Source organism: Streptomyces sp. CB02058, from assembly GCF_001905505.1.
In the GTDB taxonomy this organism is placed as follows: Bacteria; Actinomycetota; Actinomycetes; order Streptomycetales; family Streptomycetaceae; genus Streptomyces.
The window spans coordinates 108,322-129,201 of record NZ_LIPG01000002.1 but is presented as its reverse complement, the minus strand read 5'-3'; the positions used below and the strand labels follow the sequence as shown (position 1 = coordinate 129,201).

The window sequence follows — 20,880 nt, the reverse complement described above, 5'->3', positions numbered from 1 at the left end:
CCGGTGGAAGAGGGAATGTGTGCACCCCCTCCCGCCGGGTACGCCGAGTCTCTAGGCTCGATGGCATCCCCACCGTCCGCCTCCGCACGACCCGCCGACTCCCCACCGAAGGACAACCGTCATGCATCGCGCCTTGATCGTCGTAGACGTTCAGAACGACTTCTGCGAGGGCGGCAGCCTCGCGGTGGCGGGCGGCGCAGATGTCGCCGCCGCCATCACCGACCTGATCGGTGAGGCACAGCCCGGATACCGCCATGTCGTGGCCACCAGGGACCACCACATCGACCCGGGGGACCACTTCTCCTCGGCGCCCGACTTCGAGCACTCCTGGCCGCCGCACTGCGTCGCCGGCACGGAGGGCGTGGGCTTCCACCCCAACTTCGCCCCGGCCGTGGCCTCCGGCGCGATCGACACCGTCTTCGACAAGGGGGCGTACGCCGCGGCGTACAGCGGCTTCGAGGGGGTCGACGAGAACGGCACCGGGCTCGCCCGGTGGCTGCGCGACCGGTCCGTCACCGCCGTCGACGTCGTCGGGATCGCCACCGACCACTGCGTGCGGGCCACCGCGCTGGACGCCGCCCGCGAGGGCTTCACCACGCACGTCCTGCTGGACCTGACCGCCGGTGTCGCCGAGGGGACCACCGAGCGGGCCCTGGAGGAGCTGCGGGCCGCCGGGGTGGAGCTCACCGGCAAGCCGGTCGTCTGACCCCTCCCGGCGCGCCCGGGCCGGCCGAGCAACCTCTCAGGCCGCCGGGCGGGCCGGTCCCGCATAGCCGGAGGAGCCCAGCAGGGCCCGTATCGGGTGCCAGAGCTCCTGGCCGGTCTGGGGCGCCCTGCGCCACAGCAGCCCGTCCGGGTGGTGCAGGACCGCCGTGATCTCGTCCGGCGTGGGCGGCTGGGCGTTGCCCCTGAGGTAGACGGCCCGCAGCCCGAGGTTGCGCAGCCTGGTCAGGGCGCGCGCCCGGTTCGCCGCGTGCACCAGCACCCGGACCGGCGCTCCGGGGCCGGAGCCCCCGGCCGGACCGTTCAGGGTCAGAGCCACCACCACCGTGCCGTTCGGCAACCTGCAGAAACCTCCGCCTGCCATGCTTCGCGCTCCCCCGTTGGACTTCGTGTCAATAAGGATTCGGTAGGAGGCACCTAAACACGATCGGCCGCCGCCCGCTAGAGGGCGACGGCCGATCATGTTGTGACCTGCTGCTTTACCGATTACTTGGTCGAGGGACCGACCTTCACCGTGATCGTCGAACCGCTGAGCGGCTCGTTGACGATGGAGATCCGGGTGTTGGTGTCAGAAACCTTGACACTTCCTGTCGGGTTTTCCTCGTACCAGTAGGTGCCCTTGCGGTCGTCGAAGACGGGGACGCCGAGCGAGGGCTTGATCTTGAGCGCCACATCCGCGTTGTGCAGCGTGAAGCCCTTGTTCGGGTACCAGCTGAACGGCGCGTCGAAGGGCTGGATCTTGTTGCGCAGGAGCGAGCCGTTCGTCCACTTCAGCGGCTTGGCGTGGGAGTCCACCGGAAGGATCAGACCCTGGCCCGGGTGGACCGAGGTGTTGTTGTCCTTCTGGGAGGTGTCCCAGAGCCACACCATCAGACCGTTCTGGTACGCGTAGTGCTCGACCCAGTCCGGACGGGTCGTGGAGAAGCCGAAGTTGTACGGGCCGACCTCGAGGGTCTTGTCGTACGAGACGTACTGGCGGTTCTCCGCGATGTAGTACTGCGGGTAGTCGTTGGTGAACGACTCACCGATCCGCGAGAAGCCCTTGGCGGTCCAGCCGTTGTCGTCGCCCTCGGCGTTGTCCGTGAAGAGCGCGGCGCCGTCGGCGGTGACCGTGATGGCGTCGGCCGCGAAGCCCTTGCCGCCCGCGCCGCCGTCCGTCTGGTAGCGGAAGCGCAGGTCGATCTTCTTGCCCGCGTAGGCGTCCAGCGGGAAGACGAGCTTCCTGTACGCGCCGGAGACGTCGGTCAGGGCCGGCTTGTCACTGGCGTCGCGCGGGATGGCCTTGCCGTCGGCCGTGCCGTCGAGCGCGGTCCAGCTGCTGCCGCCGTTCTCGGACACCTCGGTGTAGAGGTAGTCGTAGTCGGCCTCGATGTCGTACCAGCCGGACAGGTCCAGCGAGGCGGACGTCTTCCCGGTGAGGTCGAGCGAACGGGTCAGGGTGTTCGACAGGTCGTCACCCATGTCGCTCCACCACTGCTTCGAGCCCTCCGCGGGCTTCGTGACCGTGGTGGTGACGGCCTTCTCGGGCAGCTCGACGACCAGCGCCTGCTTGTCCTTGGTGTTGTACTCCGCGACGCCCAGCTTGTGCGTGGAGGCCGTGGCCGCCTTCGCCGAGGCGTAGTCGAGCCAGCCGAGCTGGAGCTTGTCCCAGGCGGTCATGTCGCCCGGGAGGTTGCCTATCTGGCCGTCGCCGGTGCCGAGCCAGGAGCCCGCCGACATCAGGGACCAGAAGCCGACGGAGTTCTCGCCGCCGCCGGAGGTGTCGTACAGGTCCGGGAGGCCGAGGTCGTGGGCGTACTCGTGGGCGAAGACGCCCAGGCCGCCGTTCTCGGGCTGCGCGGTGTAGTCGCCGACCCAGATGCCCGTGTCACCGATCTGGGCGCCACCGGCCTTGTTGCCCTCGGGGCCCGTCGCACCGGCGTTGGTGCCGTAGGCGTACCAGCGGTGCGCCCAGATGGCGTCGGTGCCCTGGGCGCCGCCGCCCGCGGACTCGTCCTCGCCGGCGTGGACCAGCTGGAAGTGGTCGATGTAGCCGTCCGGCTCGTTGAAGTCGCCGTCGCCGTCGAAGTCGTAGCGGTCCCACTCGTCGTACTGCGCGAGGTCCGCCTTGATCTCGTCCAGGGTGCGGCCCTTGGCCTTCTGGTCGGCGACCCAGGCGTTGACGCCGTCGCGGACGGTGTCCCAGACGTTGGCGCAGTTGGTCGAGCCGCAGTAGTTGGACCCGTAACGGGCCTCGTTGTACGGGACCTTGACCCAGTCGGAGACCTCACCGTCGACCGAGTAGCGCCCGGAGGACGTCTTCTCGTAGTACGTCTTCAGCGAGTCCTTGCCCTTGCCCTCGCCGAAGTACAGCTCCTGGAAGTGGGCCTGGTTGTAATCGGCCTGCCAGGCGGTGCTGTTGTCCTTCGCCGGGTCCGGCTCGGCTATCTCGTTGTGCAGCGGGCCGGGCGTGCCGCCGAACTTCTTGACCGGGGGCTTCGGGCCGTCGCCGTCCGGGTCGAACATCGTCGTGTCGTCGACCTGGTCGCCGAACTCCACGAGGATGGTGAAGATCTTGTCGGTCTTCTCGCGGCCCAGCTCGACGTACTTGCTCTTGCCGAGCTTGACGACCTTGGAGCCGCCCTTGGTGGTCACCTTCTTGTCGCCGGCCAGGACCTGCTCCAGCGCCGCCTGGCGCTGTGCGTCCTGCTCCTTGCTGAAGGGCCCTTCGAGGTCGTGCTCGTGCGCCTTGACCGGCGCGGGATCCCGCCGGTCCACGACCTCGGCGCCCGATCCCGACGTCCTGTCAACTGCCTGGGCTGTGGCGAAGGCCGATGCCGTCGCCGCGGTGGCGGCCAGGCACACGGCTACGGCGGTGGCCCGTAGCGCCCGTCTCTGAGTGGTCACTTGATGCAGTCCTCCCCGGCGTTCGCGTCCGCGGCCAGGGGGTGTCCTACGGGCCGCGCGCAGATTAACGCGTCACAAGTGACGACATTCGATCGGAGTTATGAGAGAAAAGACAGATCTTGACTTGCACAGGCCAAGTGCACTATGCGGGCGTCCACTTCCGCTATCCGGACGGACATCCCTGCCGGTCGTACGCCCAACCGGCGCGCCGATACTCATCCTTGGCCTCTGCGTGACTCCGTGCGCCCCCCGTGCACCGGTACCGTGGGTTAGGTCACGCTTACTACCCGTTCCTCACGGGCATCCACCGTCGTAGAGTCGATTGACCGTGCGAACGTGTTGAGAGACTCCCCCATCCGACACCCCGAGGACGGATACCGCCATGCCGCGTCCGACTGCCGCACAGTTCTCCTTCGGTTCGGCCACCGTCGTCTTCTCCGCCCTCGCCATGCTGCTGCTGTTCCGTACGGAATCGGGCCTCGGCATCGCCGCCGTGTGCACCGCGGCACTGGTCCTGGGCCTGCTGGTGGCCACGACCGTGCCCCTGCCCTCCCGCACCAGGGCGACCGGAACACCCACGGCGCCGCCCGCCGGGCTCCGTGCGCACCGCACGATCGAGGACATCGAGATCGCCGCCGCCCAGCGGCAGCGCATGGGCGAGCACTCCCTGCACCGCTGACCACCCGCCGGGTCAGGGGACGGTGACGACCACGGTCTTGCCCGCCTTGTCCTGGAGCCCCTGCCTGTACGGCTTGTCCGTGAACATCAGCACGATGTTGATGAGCCACCACAGACAGGGGCAGCACAGCAGCGCCGGGAGCCAGAGCACGACGGCCCGCATCAGCGAGGAGCTCGTGTCGGGGACCGAGCCGTCGTTGAGCATCGCGACGCGCATCTTCAGCAGCCGCTTGCCGAGGGTCCGGCCGTCCTTGTGGGTGAAGTACGTGTCGTACGCGACGTAGATCACCAGCCCGATCAGCGACCAGACCAGCTGATGCCCGCTGTAGGTGTTGCCCACGGCGTTGCCGAAGTCGTCGTTGCCGTCGTCCGACGTGACGTCGACCGCTCCGCCGAAGGGCAGCGAGATCAGGTACAGCGGGATCGAGATGATGAGGAAGTCGATCAGCCGCGCCAGGATCCGCTTGCCCGGCTGGGCGAGCGGCGGCATGCCGGCCAGCGGGTCGGCACCGCCGTAGGGCCCGCCGCCGTACGGATCGCGACCGGGCGGCGGGGGCGGAGGCGGCGCGCTGTCGTAGGGCGAGCCGCCGCCCGGCGGGGGTCCCTGCGGCGGACGCTTGGAGAAGGGGTCGTCCTCGGGCGGCTGGCCGGGCGGCGGGGGCGGCGGTTCGTTGCTCATGGGGGCAGTGCACCCCGGCCCGTAAAGGCCCGCAACGGCTGAGGTCCCTTCGGGGGACGGGGCGTCAGCACACGGGCGTACGGGCTGCTTCCGGGCCACCGCCGACGAGGGGGCCGCCGCTGAGGGGCCGCCACCCCCACGAAGGGGCCGACGACATCCAAGGGCGCGCCCCGGAAGAGACGGCCTAGTTGTTCAGCGCGTAGAAGGCCATCGGGGAGTTCGGTACGAAGCCGATGCGCGGGTACACGGGCGCACCGGCGGCGGTCGCGTGCAGGGTCGCACGGGTCAGACCGGTGGCCCGGCCGCCCTCGTACAGGGCCTTGCGCGTCACCGCCTCGCCATAGCCCCTGCGCTCCCACCCGGGAACCGTGGCGACGAGCACGACGAAGAGACGGCCGGCCGCCTCCACCGTCGCCGCGCACGTCACCGGCACGCCGTCCCGCAGGCCGAGGTAGGCGTGCACCCCGTCCTTCCACAGCGCGGAGCCGACGAGGCCGTCGCGGCCGTCCTCCAGCGGGAATCCGTACGCCTGGGAGTTGAGGTCGGCGTACGCCCGCAGGTGTTCGTCGGTGCTCACGCGGACGAACGTCAGGTCGGGGTGGGCCGGTGCCGGGAGGGGCAGCAGGTCCCCGGCCATGCCGGTGCCGGGAAAGGCGTGCACGAGGCCCGCCTGCCCGGCCGCCTCGCCGAGTACCGCGCGCGCCTCGGTGGTCAGGAGGTCCTCGAAGACCCACAGGAACCCCGGCCGCTCCTTGGCGCGCATGATCTCCGCGACGTGTCCCAGACGCCGGCGCACGAGTGCCGGGTCCGCGCCGACGTCGGTCAGGGTGACGCAGTTCCAGAAGGCGAAGCGCGAATCGGCCCACCGTACGGCGATGCCTGGCAGGTCGCGCACGTCCGCCGCCGCGTCCCGGTCGAGCACCATCGCCCGCCAGCCCACGACCAGTTGCTCCATCGACTCGATCGCATCCGCGAGATCCTGCACCGGGACTCCTGAGAGAGGTGGGACGGAGGGGTGTGCCGTCACGGGCGCGGGGCGCGCTCAGCCCGCCACGAAGGTGCGGGCCGCCTTGTCGTGCCAGCACTGGCGCCACGGACGGTCGATCAGACACCAGAGCACGTTGACCACGCCGACCACGACCAGGCCCAGCACCCCGTACACGAGCCAGCGGCGCAGCGCCGCTCCCAGGCTCGGGGCGTCGTGGGACTCGATGTCCCGCACCTGGAGACCGCACAGCTTCTTCCCGAGCGTGCGACCCCACTTGGCGGTCGGCAGCGCCTCCAGGAGGAAGCCGAGCACCAGGAACGCGACGAGCACCCCGCCCAGCAGCACGGCCGTGGTGGAGTCCAGCAGCCAGACGGTGACCGTTTCGCCGGACTGCTCGGCCGCCTCGATCTTCTGGTCGATGTGGTCCATCGCCCGGGTGGCCAGCGGGAAGCCGATCGCGCCCACGAGCGCGCCGAGCACGACCGTGTCGACGATCCGGGCGGCCAGCCGCTTGCCGAGTCCGGCAGGCCTGGCGGAGGCCTGGGCGCGGGCAAGCTGCTGGAAAGGGTCCTCGACCGGAGGCTTCCAGGGCACGACAGGCTGCTGCTGCTCCGGCCGGGCGCCCTGCTGCTGCGCGGGCATCGGGCTCTGCCGCTGCGGCGCGTGCTGCTGCGGCCGGGCGCCCTGCTCGGGCCGGGCGAGCTGGTGGGCCTGTTGCGCCCAGGACGCCGACCCGCCACCGGGGCCGGGAGTCAGGGGCGTGCTCAGCCCGGGCGCCTGCGCCTGCGGCGGGGTGGGCGCCGGGGCGGGAGCGGGGGCCGGGGGCTGCGGCTGGGCCGCGGAAGTCCTGGCGCGGATCGACATGGTGCCGTCGGCGGGGGCCGCTCCGGCATCGCGCGGACGCGGGGTGCGGGCGGGACCGCCGGGGCCCACCGCGCGGATGGTGACCGTGCCGTCGGTCGGCGGACGGCCCCCGTCACCGGCGCCGGGCCGGTCGACGCGGATGGCCACGGTGCCGTCGGACACGGCACCGCTGCCGTCCCGCATCCCGGGAAGCGCGCCGCGCGTCGGGTCCGGGGCCTCCGGCGTGCGGGGATCCGCGGGCGCGCGCTCGGCCGGGGCACCGTCCGCAGGAGCGGGGACAGAAGCCTGGGCGGGAGTCGAGGCCTGGGCGGGGGCCGAAGGCGTGTCGGTACGGGGCGCGGGCGCTTCGGGCGTACGAGGATCCTGGCCGCCCCAGGAGACACGGCGGTCGCGCTCGCCGCCGAAGCCGGTCTGCCGGGAGGTGTCGGCCTGCCAGGCGGACGCCGGCCTGGGCCTGCCGGGAGCCACGTCGGGCTCGGCGCCGCCGGTGCCGCCGCTGTCCCGGCCCTCCGCCCCCTCGACCTCGTCGAGGTACATCGGTCCGGTCTCCTCCACCGGGGCCGGCCGCCGCGGGGCCGTGTCCGCCACCGGGGCGGACGGCGGAGCGGGAGTCGTCTCGCCCTGCTGGGGCGCGGGCCGGCTGGTGCCGGGAACCCACGAAGTGCCGTTCCAGTACCGGACATATCCGGGAATGGAAGGGTCGGGGTAGTACCCCTCGCGGGGGCTTTCGTCACCGGGTGCCGGGGTTGGGGCGCTCATCACCGTGGTCCCGTATCTCTTCGAGGCCTCAATACAAGAGTCCACATCTATCAGACAGCCGAGCGCCCCCGGGCCTGTCCTGGCGTTTGGACCACTTTCCGGGTCTCCGGAAGTTTTTCTTGGAAGTCGCGTCATAGTCGTCCGTGAGGGCGCTCTCTCCTTGTGCGGACCGGTCACGGGACCGGCCCCTACGAGTACCGGAAGGTCGTGCACCCTCATGCAGAACGCCGTGGAACGCGAGCTGGAAGTGAAGCTGGTCCTGTCGCCGGAGCGGTCGCTCCCCGTGCCCGCGCGGCTGTCGTACTTCACCGACGACCCCTACGCCGTGCACGTGACCTTCCACATCGGCTCCGAGTCCCCCGTGCACTGGACGTTCGCCCGGGAGTTGCTCGTCGAAGGGGTGTTCCGGCCGTGCGGGCACGGGGACGTACGGATCTGGCCGACCAAGGTCGACGACCGGGGCGTCATCTGCGTCGCCCTCACCTCCCCCGACGGCAACGCCCTCCTGGAGCTGCCGTCGACGGCCGTCGCCGCCTGGGTCGAGCGCACCCTGCGGGTCGTGCCGCCGGGCACCGAGAGCGGGCTGCTCGGACTGGACGCGGCCCTCGCCGAGCTGCTGACACCCCTTCCGGCCGACGACCTGTGGCTGAGCGACCCCTGGTCCCAGGACGAGCAGCAGGACGGCGAGGCCTGAGCGGTGCCTCCCGTCGGTCAGAACAGCTTGCCGGGGTTGAGCAGGCCGAGCGGGTCGAAGGCCGCCTTGATGCCCCGCTGCAGCTCGACCCCGACCTCGCCCAGTTCGCGGGCGAGCCACTCCTTCTTCAGTACGCCGACGCCGTGTTCGCCGGTGATGGTGCCGCCCAGTGCGAGGCCGAGCGCCATGATCTCGTCGAAGGACTCACGGGCCCTGCGGGACTCGTCGGCGTCGGTGTGGTCGAAGCAGACGACGGGGTGGGTGTTGCCGTCACCGGCGTGGGCGCAGACGCCGATGGTGAGACCGAACCTCTCGGCGATGGCGGCGGTCCCTTCGAGCATCGCGCCCAGCGCGGAGCGCGGCACGCAGACGTCGTCGATCATCGTGGCGGACTTGACGGTCTCCAGTGCGGGGAGTGACATCCGTCGGGCCTGCAGCAGGAGTTCGGACTCCGCGGCGTCGTCGGCGGGCACGACCTCGGTGGCGCCCGCCTCGGCACACAGCTTCCCGACGGCGTCGAGGTCGGCCGAGGGGTCGGGCGTGTCGAAGGCGCAGAGCAGCAGCGCCTCGGTGGTTTCGGGAAGGCCCATGGAGGCCATCGCGTTGACGGCACGCACGGTCGTACGGTCCATCAGTTCGAGGAGTGACGGGGTGTGCCCCCGCTCCATGATCCGGCACACGGCGTCACAGGCGGACGCCGCCGAAGGGAACTCGGCGGCCAGCACGAGCTGCTGCGGTGGCTGCGGGCGCAGTGCGAGGACGGCCTTGACGACGATACCGAGGCTGCCCTCCGATCCGACGAAGAGCCGGGTGAGGTCGTATCCCGCGACCCCCTTGGCGGTGCGCCGCCCGGTCTTCAGCAGCCGGCCGTCGGCCAGGACGACCTCCAGGCCCAGGACGTACTCGGCGGTGACGCCGTACTTCACGCAGCACAGCCCGCCGGACGCGGTGCCGATGTTGCCGCCGATGGTGCACATCTCCCAGCTCGACGGGTCCGGGGGGTAGTACAGCCCGTGCTCGTTGACGGCCCGGGACAGCGTGGCGTTGACGACCCCCGGCTCGACGACCGCGATCCGGTCGACCGGGCTGATCTCCAGGATCCGGTCCATCTTCACCAGGGACAGCACGATGCAGCCGTCGGAGGCGTTGGCCGCGCCCGAGAGGCCCGTCCTGGCGCCCTGGGGCACCACGGGGACGCGCAGCTCTGTGGCGGTCCGCATGACGTGCTGCACCTCCTCGACCGTGCGCGGGAGCACCACGACGGCGGGGGCGCCCGCGTCGCAGAAGCTCGCCATGTCGTGGGCGTACGAGGCGGTGACGGACGGGTCCGTGATCAGCGCCTCGGCCGGCAGGCCCGTGCTCAGTCGTTCCAGGAGAGCGTCCATGATCCAAGCGTGACACCCGGGGCCAATGGTGTGAACCCGTCTGCGGCACCCTTCGCGGAGCGCGATGCGATCTTCGTACTGACGCAGAGTGATGGCCATGGATGCCAAGCCGCAGCAGAACCCGGAGCCCTCCCCCTCCACCCTGCCGCCCCAGGGTGCGACGTCCGTTCCACCGCCCCCGGCGCCGATGCGCACCACGCTGCGCAGGGCGGCGTTCGGCGCGGTGGCCGGTGCCGTGCTCGTGGCGGGTGCCGTGATCGCCGTGCCGGACGGCGCCGACGAGGCCGCCCCGCCTGTTCCGGGGCCCGTGGCACGGGCCGAGGCCGCGGCGGCAGCAGGCTCCCCCGCCTCCCTGTCCGATCTGACGGCGCTGATCGGCGACCGGCAGAAGTGGGTGGAGACGCATCCGGCCGACGCGCCGTCCTGGGCGGTGCTCGGTACGGCGTACGTGGAATGGGGGCGACGGTCGGCGGACGCGGCGTACTACACCCGTGCGGAGCAGGCTCTCCAGCGCTCGCTGGCGGCGCAGCCGGGCGAACGGGGCAACACGGAGGCATGGGTGGGCCTGGGGGCGCTCGCCGTCGCCCGGAACGACTTCCTCGCGGCGAAGAAGTGGGGCGAGACGGTCCGCGCGCGGCAGCCGAAGAGCTGGACGGCGTACCCGGTGCTGATCGAGGCCTACAACGGCCTGGGGGACTACGCGGCGGCGGCGAAGGCGACGGAGAAGTTCGGGACCCTGCGCAAGGGCGCCCCCGCGCTGGCCAGGACGTCGCAGATGTACCGCAACCAGGGCTGGCGCGAGGACGCCCTGGCCACCGCGCAGGAGGCGGCCGACCTCGCGGCCACGCCCGCCGAGAAGGCGGCGGCCCTGCACGCCCTCGGCGACCTCGCGGCGGAGCGCGGCGAGCCCGCGGAGGCCCTCGCCCAGTACGAGGCGGCCCTGCGCACCGACCGGGGACACCTCGCCTCCCGCGCGGGCCGGGCCCGCGCCCTCGTGGCCCTGGACCGCACGGATGAGGCACTGGCGGACTACCGCACGGTGACGGCGAAGCTGCCCCGCCCCGAGTACGTCCTCGAACTGGGCGAGCTGTACGAGTCGCTGGGCCTGGACGGCGACGCCCGCACCCAGTACACCGCGCTCCGCGAGCTCCTCGCCGAGGCGCGGACCGCCGGGGTCGACGAGTCGCTCACCGAGGCCCGCTTCGAGGCCGACCACGGCGACCCGGAGGCCGCGGTGGAGCTGATGCGCGCGGAGTGGGCGGCGCAGCGCCGGAGTTCGGCGGTGGCGGACGCGCTGGCCTGGTCCCTGCACCGGGCGGGCCGGTCGGAGGAGGCGCTCCAGTACGCCGAGAAGGCGGTGGAGACCGGGGTGCGGAACGCCTCGTTCGCGTACCACCTGGGCGTCATCGAGAGCTCCCTCGGCCAGGACGGTCCGGCGCGCGGCCATCTCGAGGAGGCGCTCCGCACCGACCCGGACTTCTCACCGCTGGCCGCCCCGCTGGCGCGGGAGGCGCTGGACGAGCTCGGTGAGCCGGCGGACGGCGGCCCCGCCGACATGCAGCCGCCCGCCCCGGAGCCCGAGCCCGCCCCGGAGCCCACGCCCACGCCCACCCCGAAGCCGGAGCCCACGCGGGAGCCCGCGAAGGAGACGGTGCGGGAGCCCTCACCGTCGGCCGCCCCGTCCCCGGGCACGGCGAGGAGCGGCGCCGCGGCAACCCCGTAGCGAGCGGCACCAGGGCCCCTCCTCCCCGGCCGGGGAGGAGGGGCCCTGGTGTGTGCCGTCCTACAGGTTGCCGCGCTTCTCCTGCTCGCGCTCGATCGCCTCGAACAGGGCCTTGAAGTTGCCCTTGCCGAAGCCCATCGAGCCGTGCCGCTCGATCATCTCGAAGAAGACGGTCGGGCGGTCCTGGACCGGCTTGGTGAAGATCTGCAGCAGATAGCCGTCCTCGTCCCGGTCGACCAGGATCTTCAGCTCGCGCAGTGTCTCCACGGGCACCCGGGTCTCACCCGCCCACTCCCCCAGGGTGTCGTAGTACGAGTCGGGGGTGTCCAGGAACTGCACTCCGGCCGCCCGCATGGCCTTCACGGACGCGACGATGTCGTTCGTGGCGAGCGCGATGTGCTGGACGCCGGCGCCGCCGTAGAACTCCAGGTACTCGTCGATCTGCGACTTCTTCTTCGCGATCGCCGGCTCGTTGATGGGGAACTTCACCTTGAGCGTGCCGTCGGCGACGACCTTCGACATCAGGGCGGAGTACTCGGTGGCGATGTCGTCGCCCACGAACTCCTTCATGTTGGTGAAGCCCATGACCTTGTTGTAGAAGGTCACCCACTCGTTCATCCGGCCGAGCTCGACGTTGCCGACGCAGTGGTCGATGGCCTGGAAGGTCCGCTTGGCGGCCGGCTCCACGATCGGGTCCGCCGCCGTGTAGCCGGGGAGGTAGGGGCCGTCGTAGCCGGAGCGGTCGACCAGCGTGTGACGGGTCTTCCCGTACGTGGCGATGGCCGCCATGACGACGGTGCCGTGCTCGTCCTTGACCTCGTACGGCTCGGCGAGGCCCGTGGCGCCGTGCTCGACGGCGTAGGCGTACGCGGCGCGGGCGTCGGGGACCTCGATGGCGAGGTCGACCACGCCGTCGCCGTGGGCGTGCACGTGGTCGGCGAGGAAGGTGCCCCATTCGGTGGACGCCTTGATGACCGAGGTGAGGACGAAGCGGGCCGAGCCGTTGGTCAGGACGTAACTCGCGGTCTCGCGGCTGCCGTTCTCCGGTCCGGAGTAGGCGACCAGCTTCATGCCGAACGCGGTCGAGTAGTAGTGCGCCGCCTGCTTGGCGTTGCCGACGGCGAAGACCACCGCGTCCATTCCCTTGACCGGGAAGGGATCGGCCTGCCGGGCGGTGTCGGGGGTGGTGTGCACAGTCTCAGTCATGTCCGCAGGTTCCCGCCGCTTCGCAAGGTGCGCAACAGTTCGCCTTCCCACTGGTCAATCTGCCCAGCGAGACATGAGGATGGGCGGGCTATCTGTACAGGCTGACCATCGGGAGACGGATCATGGCGATCGATCATCTGGACGGCCGGCTCATCGTGCTGCTGGCCCGCGAGCCCCGCATCGGCGTACTCGAAGCATCGCGCCGTCTCGGTGTGGCGCGCGGGACCGTGCAGGCGCGGCTGGACCGGCTTCAGTCAAATGGCGTCATCCGGGGGTTCGGCCCCGACGTCGACCCCTCGGCACTCGGCTACCCCGTCACCGCGTTCGCCACGCTGGAGATCAAGCAGGGCCAAGGCGCCGACGTACGTGCCCATTTGAGCGGGGTGCCCGAGGTGCTCGAACTGCACACGACCACCGGGCACGGGGACATGCTCTGCCGGCTCGTGGCCCGGTCGAACGCCGATCTCCAACGGGTGATCGACCGCGTCGTGGGCTTTGATGGCATCGTCCGGGCCTCCACGGCGATCGTCATGGAAAACCCGGTGCCCCTGCGTATTATCCCGCTGGTTGAGCAGGCTGCAGAGGACAACGACTGAGCCTACGGAGCACCATGTGAACTTCTGGGAGTATCTGGGCACCCGCCATCAGCAACTGCTCACCGACACCTATCAGCACGCCAGCGCCGTCTTCCAGTGCATGGTCATCGCCACGCTCCTCGGCGTCCTGATCGGTGTCGTCAGCTACCGGAGCGGCTGGGGCGGCTCGCTGGCGATCACGTCCACCTCGGCGATCCTCACCATCCCGTCGCTCGCCGCGATCGGTCTGCTGATCCCGGTCGTCGGTCTCGGGGTCCCGCCCACCGTGATCATCCTGACGCTGTACGGGCTGCTGCCCATCGTCCGCAACTGCATCGTCGGGCTGCGCGGGGTGGACCCGGCCCTCGTCGACGCGGCGAAGGGCATCGGGATGTCCCGGATGCGACGGCTCCTCAAGGTGGAACTTCCCCTCGCGTGGCCGCCCATCCTCACCGGCATCCGGGTCTCCACCCAGATGCTGATGGGCATCGCCGCCATCGCCGCCTACGCGTCGGGCCCCGGCCTCGGCAACGAGATCTTCCGCGGACTCGCCTCGCTGGGAAGCGCCAACGCCATCAACCAGGTACTCGCCGGAACGATCGGCATCGTCATCCTCGCCCTGCTCTTCGACGCCGCGTACGTCCTGCTCGGGCGGCTCACCATTCCTAGGGGGATCCGTGTCTGAGACCGCAGAGACCGGGCCGGCCGAGACCGCCCCGTCCCGCCCGCCCACCACATCGGGCGCCACGATCCAGCTGGAGAACCTCACCAAGTCCTATCCGGGCAGCGCCGCTCCCGCCGTGGACGAGGTCTCCATGGACATCAAGGCCGGCGAGACCGTGATCCTCGTGGGGCCGTCGGGCTGCGGGAAGTCCACCACCCTGAAGATGATCAACCGCCTGATCGAGCCGACGTCCGGGCGGATCAGGATCAACGACGAGGACGTCACCGACATGGACCCGGTGAAGCTGCGCCGCAAGATCGGCTACGCCATCCAGTCCTCCGGCCTCTTCCCGCACATGACGGTCGCGGAGAACATCGCCCTCGTACCGAAGATGACGGGCTGGTCGAAGTCCGGGGTGAAGGACAGGGTCGAGGAGATGCTCGACCTGGTCGGGCTCGATCCGCGCGAGTTCCACGGGCGCTATCCGCGCCAGCTCTCCGGCGGCCAGCAGCAGCGCGTGGGGGTGGCCAGGGCACTCGCCGCCGATCCGCCGGTGCTGCTCATGGACGAGCCCTTCGGCGCGGTCGACCCGATCACCCGCGACCACCTCCAGGACGAGCTGATCCGGCTCCAGCACGAGCTGCACAAGACGATCGTCTTCGTCACGCACGACTTCGACGAGGCGATCAAGCTGGGCGACCGGATCGCCGTGCTGCGGGAGCGTTCGCACATCGCGCAGTTCGACACCCCGGAGGCCATCCTCACCAACCCGACGGACGACTTCGTCTCCGGATTCGTGGGCGCGGGCGCCGCGCTGAAGCGGCTCAACCTCACCCGCGTACGCGACGTGGGGATCGCCGACTTCCCGACGGTGACCGTCGAGGACCCGCTCCAGTCGATCTTCAACAAGCTGCGGGACGGCCAGCACAACGAGCTGCTGATGCTGGACCGCCGCAACCGTCCGTACAAGTGGCTGCGGCGCGGCGACCTGATGCGGGCCAAGGGCTCACTGGCCAGGGCCGGGCAGCTGGTGCACGACACGGTCACCCGGGACGCGACCCTGCACGACGCGCTGGAGGCGGTCCTCACCGACAGCGGTGGGCGGGTGGCCGTCACGGGCCGGCGCGGTGAGTTCATCGGTGTCGTCGACATGCACACCCTGATGAACTCCGTGCAGGAGCTCCTGGAGGACGACCGGCTCACGGCGATGGAGCACCAGCACGATCTGGAGGAGCTGCGTGTCCATCGGACGGAGCACGAGCTGGAGGGCGGTGGCACCGGGCTATGACCCCCAGTCATCAGGCTCCGCCCAAGGGGTCCCGTCCTCCGGGCGAGCACGACGTGGGAGGCCACGCCTTCCGTGACGAGGAGGCGGAGCCCACACCGCCGCCGTCCGGGCCGCGGCGCCGCATCACCTGGCAGAAGCTCGTGGTGGTGCCGGCCGTCTGCGCGGTCGTCCTGGTCGTGACCTACCTGTGGATCTCCAACGTCGACCTCGACTCCATCGCGGAGAACTCGCTGGCCGGCGACAACGTGGAGGTGCGCTGGTGGCAGCACGTCAGGCTGACCGCCATCTCCACCTTCTGGGTGCTGATCATCGCCATCCCGCTCGGCATCGCGCTGACCCGGCGCGGACTGAGGAAGGCGGCCCCCGGGGTCACCGCCCTCGCCAACATCGGCCAGGCGACCCCCGCGATCGGGCTGCTGGCGCTGCTCGTGATCTGGCTGGGCATCGGCCCCTCGACGGCGATCATCGGCATGGTGATCTACGCCGTCCTGCCGGTGCTCTCCAACACGGTGGCGGGTCTCAACTCGATCGAGCCGACGCTCGTGGAGGCGTCCAAGGGCATCGGCATGTCCGCGATGGGCACGCTCACCCGGGTCGAACTGCCGCTCGCCGTCCCGCTGATCCTCGCGGGCGTCCGCACCGCGCTGGTCCTCAACGTGGGCACCGCGACCCTCGCCACCTTCGGCGGCGGCGGAGGGCTCGGCGACCTCATCACCTCGGGGATCCAGACCCAGCGCATGCCCGTGCTGATTCTCGGTTCCGTGCTGACGGTGGTGCTGGCACTGCTGGTGGACTGGCTGGCCTCGCTGGTCGAACTGTGGCTGACGCCGCGCGGACTGGAGGAAGCGTGAGGGTACGTACGGGCCTGGCGTCGACGGCCGCGCTCGCCCTCCTGCTCACGGGGTGCGGGCTGAAGAGCGGGTCGCCGCTGGTGGACGAGGTGGAGCCTGGATCGGTCGGGCAGGGGCAGCCGCTCAAGGGCGCCTCCCTGACGGTGACCTCGAAGAACTTCAGCGAGAACATCATCCTGGGCCAGATCATGGGCCTCGTCTTCAAGGCGGCCGGCGCCGAGGTCCTGGACCGGACGAACCTGCCGGGGTCGATCAGCGCGCGCGAGGCGGTCGTCAAGGGCGAGGCGGACGCCCTGTACGACTACACGGGCACGGCGTGGATCACCTATCTGGGTCACGCGAAGCCGGTCGTCGACCCGCAGAAGCAGTACGAGGTGGTACGCGACGAGGACAAGGGCAACGGGGTGACCTGGCTCCCGCCGTCCACGCTCGACAACACCTACGCCCTGGCCATCAGCAAGAAGAACAACGCCAAGTACCACCTGAAGACCCTGTCCGACGTGGCCGCGCTCGCCAAGAAGGCCCCGGGCGCCGTGACGGTCTGCGTGGAGAACGAGTTCGCCTCGCGCGACGACGGGCTGCCGGGCATGCAGAAGCACTACGGGATGAAGCTGCCGGCCGAGAACATCAAGAAGATGGACGCGGGGATCATCTACACCCAGGTGAACTCCGGCGGCTGCCTGCTGGGCGAGGTGTACACCACGGACGGCCGGATCAAGGCGATGGACCTGGACGTGCTGGAGGACGACAAGCAGTTCTTCCCCAACTACAACGCCGCCCCCGCCATCCACACGGCGACCCTCGACAAGTACCCCGAGATCGCCGAACTGCTGGCGCCCATCACCGAGAAGCTCACGACGCCGCTGGCGCAGGAGCTCAACTCCAAGGTGGACGTGGACGGCCAGGACCCGCACGAGGTGGCGAAGGACTGGCTGGTGGACGAGGGGTTCATCCAGGAGGGCTGAGCAGGACGGGAGTTACAAAGAAGTCCTTGCAAAAAAGGTGTTGCAAAGCAGTCTTTGCAACTCTATGGTCGTCCCATGCCACCGAACGAGCCCGAGGACCGGCCGGTCCCGTACGCCGACGACCCCAAGATCCACCATGTCGACACCCGCACCCTGCGGGGTCTCGCCCACCCCCTGCGCATCCGGCTGCTGAACGCCCTGAGGGAGTTCGGCTCCGCCACCGCCTCCGGGCTCGCCGACCGGCTCGGCGAGTCCAGCGGCGCCACCAGCTACCACCTGCGCCAGCTCGCTGCGTACGGCTTCGTCGAGGACGACCCGGAGCGGGGCAAGGGCCGGGAGCGGTGGTGGAAGGCCGTCCACGCGGGCAACACCTTCAACACCAGCACGTTCACGGAACACCCGGACGCCGAGGTGCGGGGGGCCGTCGGGGTCGTTCTCCACGAGGTGGCGACCACGCACGCCCAGGAGCTGAACACCTGGCTGGGGACGATGCGCGAATGGCCCGAGGAGTGGCGCAAGGCCTTCGACCTCAGCGACTTCAAGCTTCGCCTCACCCCCGAACTCTCCGTGGAGCTGGCGGAGAAGATCCAGGAACTGGTGAACAGCTACCGGGACCGCGTCCCGGAGGGCACCGAGGGATCGGCCGTCGTCCGCACCCATCTGCACATGTTCCCGCGCCCCACCGACTGAGGGGATCACCGTCATGCACAGCGACATCCACCTCCTGCTGCACACCTACCGAGCCGCCGAACTCCAGCACGAGGCAGCCGAGTTGAATCCGCCCAGGCGCCCGCTGCGTCAGCGGATGGGCTGGACGATGGTCGAGCTGGGCCTCCGGCTGGCCCAGGCACCGCCGCGCAGGGCCGCACGGGCGGCCTGACGGTGGACGGGGGGAAAGGGGGGCGGCACCGCACGCCGCTGGCCGCTGCCCTCGCGGCCAACTCCATATCCACGGCGGGGACTTCGCTGACCCTCATCGGCGTACCGTGGTTCGTCCTGGAGACCACGGGGAGCGCCGGGCGGGCCGGGGTCGTCGCGTTCTGCGCGACCCTGCCGATCGTCGTCGCGGCCCTGGTGGGCGGGCCCGTCATCGACCGGCTGGGCCGGCGCCGGGTGGCCGTCGGGTCCGACGCGGTCTGCGGCGCGGCCGTGGCCGCCGTCCCGCTGCTCCACTCCACGGGCGTACTCGAATTCTGGATGCTGTGCGCCCTGATGGCGCTGAACGGGCTGGCCCACACCCCTGGCAACACCGCGCGCTACGTCCTCGTGCCCGACCTGGCCGAGCACGCGGGCACCACGCTCCCCCGCGCCGCGAGCCTCTTCGACGCGGTGTCGCGGGGTGCCCGCATGGTGGGTGCCGCGCTGGCGGGCATCCTGATCGCCGCCGTCGGGGCCGAGACCGTGCTCCTGCTGGACGCCGCCACGTTCGCACTGTCCGCCCTGCTGGTGGCGGCCGGTGTGCGCGGGGTCCGCGCGGCCGAGCCCCGCAAGGGCGCGGCCCCGGTCTCGCTGCGCGCGTACGGCGCCGAGCTGCGCGAGGGCTACGCCTACGCGCTGGGCGACCGGCTGCTGCTGGCCGCCGTCGTCATGGTGATGTTCATGAACGGCGCCGACCAGGGCTGGAACGCCGTCCTGCTGCCCGTGCACGCCGAGAGCGAGCTGGGCGGGGCCACCCATCTGGGGCTGCTCAGCGCGCTGTACGGCGCGGGCGGGCTGACCGGCGCGCTGCTGTACGGGGCGGTGGGGCACCGCTTCTCGCGGCGGACCGTGTTCACCGTGTGCGTGCTGCTGTGCGGCGCCCCGCGCTACGCGGTCGCCGCGCTGACCGGGACGACGCTGCCGCTCGCGGTGACGATGGCGCTGGGTGGAGTCGCCGGCGGCATGCTCAACCCGATCCTGACGACGCTGACCTATGAACGCGTCCCCGAGCAGCTGCGGAGCCGGGTGTCCGGCGCGCTCACGGCGGGCTGCGAGCTCGCCATGCCCGTCGGCGGGCTCGCGGCGGGCCTGCTGGTCGAGGGTACGGGCGCGACGGGAGCGCTGATGGCGATGGGCGGGGTGTACTTCCTGGCGACGCTGAGCCCGCTGGTCTTCCCCGCGTGGCGGGGCATGGAGGACCCTGCGCCCCAGGTCAGCAGCTCGGGACCTTGCCACCCTGATCCAGGGCCCGCAGCGAGGACACCGCGCCCTTCAGCGTCGTGACGGGGATCAGCCGCAGACCGTCGGGCCGCTCGGCCTCCGCCTGCTTGCACTCGGCCTTCGGGACCAGGAAGACGGTCGCGCCGTCGCGCCGGGCGGCCTGCGTCTTCAGGGAGACCCCGCCGACCGCGCCGACCGCGCCGTCGGCCTCGATCGTGCCCGTACCGGCGACGGTGCGCCCACCGGTCAGATCGCCGCCGGAGCCGTCGCCGTCCAGCTTGTCGATGATGCCGAGCGAGAAGAACAGGCCCGCGCTGGGGCCGCCGACATCGGCGAGGCGCAGCGTGATGTCCACCGAACCCGGCTTCTTGTCGAGGTAGTTCAGGGCCGCGTCGACGGCGACGTTCTGCGACTCCTTCATGTCCTGGAGATTGTGCTGCTCGATCTCCTTCTCGGACTCGCCCGACGGGTAGACGGAGTCGCGCGGCATGACGGCCCGGTCCGTCCTGAACCAGCTGTCGACCACGTCCGCGATCCCGATGTCGGCCGTGGGCGCGGTCGCGAGGATCGTCGTCATGCGCAGTTCACCCTCGGGGGTACGGGTGGGCGCGCCCTTGATCGTGATGACCGGCGTCCCCTTGCTGTCCCCGAGCACATCGGCGGTGGTACCGGGCTGCGCCACGGTGAACGGAAGCGGCGCGAAGGCGGCCGTGCCGAACAGCGCGAGGACGGGCAGCGCGCAGAGGGCGAGGGTGCGGGGGCGAGAGAGACGAAGAGCCACCCGCCCAATCTATCCGCCGCGCGCCCCGGACTCCGAACGCCCCGGGGCGGCCGGAGTCCTCGGGACCTCACGGCAGGGCCCGGACGGCGCCGGGGCCCCGCGGCCTCGGCGCGGGGCGCAGGGCGTCGAGCCTCGCCGCCGGATCTCGGGGCAGGGCGCCCCGCCCCGGATCTCGGCGCAGGGCGCCCGGGTCCCCGGTTGTCAGCGCAGGGCGCCCGGCCCCCGGTTCCCAGCGCAGGGCGGCGCCCCCGGCCCCGCCGCCGGATCTCAGCGCAGGGCGTCCGCGACCTCGCGGGCCGCGTCGAGGACGCGCGGACCGACTCGTTCCGGTACGGCGTCGGCGAGCATGACCACGCCCACGCTGCCCTCCACCCCGGAGACCCCGACCAGCGGTGCGGCGGCCCCGCAGGCACCGGCTTCGAGCTCGCCCTGGGTGAGGGTGTAGCCCGGGTGGTCGACCGACTTCTGCCGGGCGGTGAGGATCGCCCGTCCCGCGGCGCCCCGGTCCAGGGAGTGGCGGAACCCGGCCCGGTACGCCACGTGGTAGTCGGTCCAGGTCGGCTCGACGACGGCGACCGCCAGCGCGTCCGCCCCGTCGACGAGGGTGAGGTGGGCGGTGGCCCCTATGTCCTCGGCCAGGGAGCGCAGCGCGGGCAGCGCGGCCTCCCTGACGAGGGGGTGCACCTGCCGGCCCAGGCGCAGCACGCCGAGGCCCACCCTGGCCCGGCCGCCCAGGTCACGCCGGACGAGGGCGTGCTGCTCCAGGGTGGCGAGCAGTCGGTAGACCACGGTGCGGTTGACCCCGAGTTTGTTCGACAACTCGGTGACGGTGAGGCCGTGATCGGTATCGGCGAGCAGTTTGAGGACACGCAGTCCCCGGTCGAGCGTCTGAGAAGTCTCCGCGGTCACGACGCCCTCTCCCTCTTGGTGAGCGGGGCGGTTTCTCTGGGGATGCCGACGCCGGTCCCACGGCGACGCACCGAGAGGCCGCCGACTGGCCATGGCACCGGCTGCGCTCCGAGGCCACATTGC

21 protein-coding genes are annotated in these 20,880 nt (G+C 71.1%); 12 read left to right on the top strand and 9 right to left on the bottom strand.

Translation table 11 applies throughout. The features are described from left to right. The first annotated feature begins 121 nt into the window (after window positions 1-121). Window positions 122-706 carry an isochorismatase family protein gene (locus AMK10_RS07795; RefSeq protein ID WP_073746333.1) on the top strand — a complete coding sequence of 195 codons (585 nt, stop codon included), beginning with the start codon at window positions 122-124 and terminating at the stop codon, window positions 704-706. A gap of 36 nt (window positions 707-742) precedes the next feature. Here AMK10_RS07795 and AMK10_RS07790 read toward each other — a convergent pair whose 3' ends face one another. Together AMK10_RS07790 and AMK10_RS07785 are read right to left on the bottom strand one after the other, a co-directional pair. After that, complete coding sequence (locus tag AMK10_RS07790; RefSeq protein ID WP_073746331.1) at window positions 743-1,087, bottom strand: hypothetical protein; 345 nt, start codon at window positions 1,085-1,087, stop codon at window positions 743-745. Window positions 1,088-1,209: 122 nt separating this feature from the next. Continuing rightward, window positions 1,210-3,609 carry an immune inhibitor A domain-containing protein gene (locus AMK10_RS07785; protein WP_073746329.1) on the bottom strand — a complete coding sequence of 800 codons (2,400 nt, stop codon included), beginning with the start codon at window positions 3,607-3,609 and terminating at the stop codon, window positions 1,210-1,212. A gap of 382 nt (window positions 3,610-3,991) precedes the next feature. Between AMK10_RS07785 and AMK10_RS07780 the strand changes: the two genes are divergently transcribed. Then, window positions 3,992-4,288, top strand: a complete 297-nt coding sequence (locus AMK10_RS07780; RefSeq protein ID WP_073746327.1) for a hypothetical protein — start codon at window positions 3,992-3,994, stop codon at window positions 4,286-4,288. A gap of 12 nt (window positions 4,289-4,300) precedes the next feature. Here AMK10_RS07780 and AMK10_RS07775 read toward each other — a convergent pair whose 3' ends face one another. From AMK10_RS07775 to AMK10_RS07765, 3 genes are all read right to left on the bottom strand, one after another. Further along, a complete protein-coding gene (locus AMK10_RS07775) occupies window positions 4,301-4,966 on the bottom strand; it encodes an RDD family protein (protein WP_073746325.1) in 666 nt (221 codons plus the stop codon). Between the two features lie 184 nt (window positions 4,967-5,150). Beyond that, a complete protein-coding gene (locus AMK10_RS07770) occupies window positions 5,151-5,951 on the bottom strand; it encodes a GNAT family N-acetyltransferase (RefSeq protein ID WP_107428389.1) in 801 nt (266 codons plus the stop codon). A gap of 57 nt (window positions 5,952-6,008) precedes the next feature. Next, window positions 6,009-7,577: an RDD family protein gene (locus tag AMK10_RS07765; protein WP_073746323.1), complete on the bottom strand. Its 1,569-nt coding sequence runs from the start codon at window positions 7,575-7,577 to the stop codon at window positions 6,009-6,011. Window positions 7,578-7,794: 217 nt separating this feature from the next. Here AMK10_RS07765 and AMK10_RS07760 point away from each other — a divergent pair, with 217 nt between their 5' ends. After that, a complete protein-coding gene (locus AMK10_RS07760; protein WP_073746321.1) occupies window positions 7,795-8,271 on the top strand; it encodes an SsgA family sporulation/cell division regulator in 477 nt (158 codons plus the stop codon). Between the two features lie 17 nt (window positions 8,272-8,288). On the opposite strand, the gene AMK10_RS07755 is transcribed toward AMK10_RS07760, so the two are convergent. Beyond that, a complete protein-coding gene (locus AMK10_RS07755) occupies window positions 8,289-9,656 on the bottom strand; it encodes an FAD-binding oxidoreductase (protein WP_073746319.1) in 1,368 nt (455 codons plus the stop codon). A gap of 97 nt (window positions 9,657-9,753) precedes the next feature. Here AMK10_RS07755 and AMK10_RS07750 point away from each other — a divergent pair, with 97 nt between their 5' ends. Further along, window positions 9,754-11,379, top strand: coding sequence for a tetratricopeptide repeat protein (locus tag AMK10_RS07750; protein WP_073747980.1), 1,626 nt, complete (start codon window positions 9,754-9,756; stop codon window positions 11,377-11,379). A gap of 60 nt (window positions 11,380-11,439) precedes the next feature. On the opposite strand, the gene hppD is transcribed toward AMK10_RS07750, so the two are convergent. Then, a complete protein-coding gene (gene hppD / locus AMK10_RS07745) occupies window positions 11,440-12,585 on the bottom strand; it encodes a 4-hydroxyphenylpyruvate dioxygenase (RefSeq protein WP_073746317.1) in 1,146 nt (381 codons plus the stop codon). Between the two features lie 122 nt (window positions 12,586-12,707). On the opposite strand from hppD, the gene AMK10_RS07740 reads away from it, so the two are divergent. The 8 genes from AMK10_RS07740 (at window position 12,708) to AMK10_RS07710 (ending at window position 19,130) form a co-directional block, all read left to right on the top strand. After that, window positions 12,708-13,181, top strand: a complete 474-nt coding sequence (locus AMK10_RS07740) for an Lrp/AsnC family transcriptional regulator (RefSeq protein ID WP_073746315.1) — start codon at window positions 12,708-12,710, stop codon at window positions 13,179-13,181. Between the two features lie 16 nt (window positions 13,182-13,197). Then, window positions 13,198-13,845 (top strand): ABC transporter permease, encoded by a 648-nt coding sequence (locus AMK10_RS07735; protein WP_073746312.1) that lies wholly within the window; start codon window positions 13,198-13,200, stop codon window positions 13,843-13,845. Further along, window positions 13,838-15,112: an ABC transporter ATP-binding protein gene (locus AMK10_RS07730; protein ID WP_073746310.1), complete on the top strand. Its 1,275-nt coding sequence runs from the start codon at window positions 13,838-13,840 to the stop codon at window positions 15,110-15,112. Before AMK10_RS07735 ends, AMK10_RS07730 begins: the two co-directional genes overlap by 8 nt. Further along, window positions 15,109-15,963, top strand: a complete 855-nt coding sequence (locus tag AMK10_RS07725) for an ABC transporter permease (protein WP_073746308.1) — start codon at window positions 15,109-15,111, stop codon at window positions 15,961-15,963. The genes AMK10_RS07730 and AMK10_RS07725 overlap by 4 nt, the downstream gene beginning before the upstream one ends. Then, complete coding sequence (locus AMK10_RS07720; protein ID WP_073746306.1) at window positions 15,960-16,928, top strand: glycine betaine ABC transporter substrate-binding protein; 969 nt, start codon at window positions 15,960-15,962, stop codon at window positions 16,926-16,928. Before AMK10_RS07725 ends, AMK10_RS07720 begins: the two co-directional genes overlap by 4 nt. Before the next feature lie 75 nt (window positions 16,929-17,003). Then, window positions 17,004-17,618 carry a helix-turn-helix domain-containing protein gene (locus AMK10_RS07715; protein ID WP_073746304.1) on the top strand — a complete coding sequence of 205 codons (615 nt, stop codon included), beginning with the start codon at window positions 17,004-17,006 and terminating at the stop codon, window positions 17,616-17,618. A 13-nt stretch (window positions 17,619-17,631) separates the two neighbouring features. Continuing rightward, on the top strand, window positions 17,632-17,808 hold the full coding sequence (locus AMK10_RS37635) for a hypothetical protein (RefSeq protein WP_198959656.1): 177 nt from the start codon (window positions 17,632-17,634) through the stop codon (window positions 17,806-17,808). A 2-nt stretch (window positions 17,809-17,810) separates the two neighbouring features. Further along, entirely contained in the window at window positions 17,811-19,130 is a 1,320-nt protein-coding gene (locus AMK10_RS07710; protein ID WP_073746302.1) for an MFS transporter, read from the top strand. Here the strand turns inward: AMK10_RS07710 and AMK10_RS07705 are convergent. Together AMK10_RS07705 and AMK10_RS07700 are read right to left on the bottom strand one after the other, a co-directional pair. Next, entirely contained in the window at window positions 19,060-19,848 is a 789-nt protein-coding gene (locus AMK10_RS07705; protein WP_073746300.1) for a S16 family serine protease, read from the bottom strand. The two genes, AMK10_RS07710 and AMK10_RS07705, sit on opposite strands and share 71 nt — an antisense overlap. A gap of 267 nt (window positions 19,849-20,115) precedes the next feature. Further along, on the bottom strand, window positions 20,116-20,757 hold the full coding sequence (locus tag AMK10_RS07700; protein WP_073746299.1) for an IclR family transcriptional regulator: 642 nt from the start codon (window positions 20,755-20,757) through the stop codon (window positions 20,116-20,118). Between the last annotated feature and the right edge of the window lie 123 nt (window positions 20,758-20,880).

Coding starts and splice junctions, on each gene's coding strand:
- AMK10_RS07715 (WP_073746304.1), top strand. CDS start 17,004: ATGCCACCGAACGAGCCCGAGGACCGGCCGGTCCCGTACGCCGACGAC.
- AMK10_RS07725 (WP_073746308.1), top strand. CDS start 15,109: ATGACCCCCAGTCATCAGGCTCCGCCCAAGGGGTCCCGTCCTCCGGGC.
- AMK10_RS07750 (WP_073747980.1), top strand. CDS start 9,754: ATGGATGCCAAGCCGCAGCAGAACCCGGAGCCCTCCCCCTCCACCCTG.
- AMK10_RS07780 (WP_073746327.1), top strand. CDS start 3,992: ATGCCGCGTCCGACTGCCGCACAGTTCTCCTTCGGTTCGGCCACCGTC.
- AMK10_RS07765 (WP_073746323.1), bottom strand. CDS start 7,577: ATGAGCGCCCCAACCCCGGCACCCGGTGACGAAAGCCCCCGCGAGGGG.
- hppD (WP_073746317.1), bottom strand. CDS start 12,585: ATGACTGAGACTGTGCACACCACCCCCGACACCGCCCGGCAGGCCGAT.
- AMK10_RS07755 (WP_073746319.1), bottom strand. CDS start 9,656: ATGGACGCTCTCCTGGAACGACTGAGCACGGGCCTGCCGGCCGAGGCG.
- AMK10_RS07790 (WP_073746331.1), bottom strand. CDS start 1,087: ATGGCAGGCGGAGGTTTCTGCAGGTTGCCGAACGGCACGGTGGTGGTG.
- AMK10_RS07795 (WP_073746333.1), top strand. CDS start 122: ATGCATCGCGCCTTGATCGTCGTAGACGTTCAGAACGACTTCTGCGAG.
- AMK10_RS07760 (WP_073746321.1), top strand. CDS start 7,795: ATGCAGAACGCCGTGGAACGCGAGCTGGAAGTGAAGCTGGTCCTGTCG.
- AMK10_RS07740 (WP_073746315.1), top strand. CDS start 12,708: ATGGCGATCGATCATCTGGACGGCCGGCTCATCGTGCTGCTGGCCCGC.
- AMK10_RS37635 (WP_198959656.1), top strand. CDS start 17,632: ATGCACAGCGACATCCACCTCCTGCTGCACACCTACCGAGCCGCCGAA.
- AMK10_RS07775 (WP_073746325.1), bottom strand. CDS start 4,966: ATGAGCAACGAACCGCCGCCCCCGCCGCCCGGCCAGCCGCCCGAGGAC.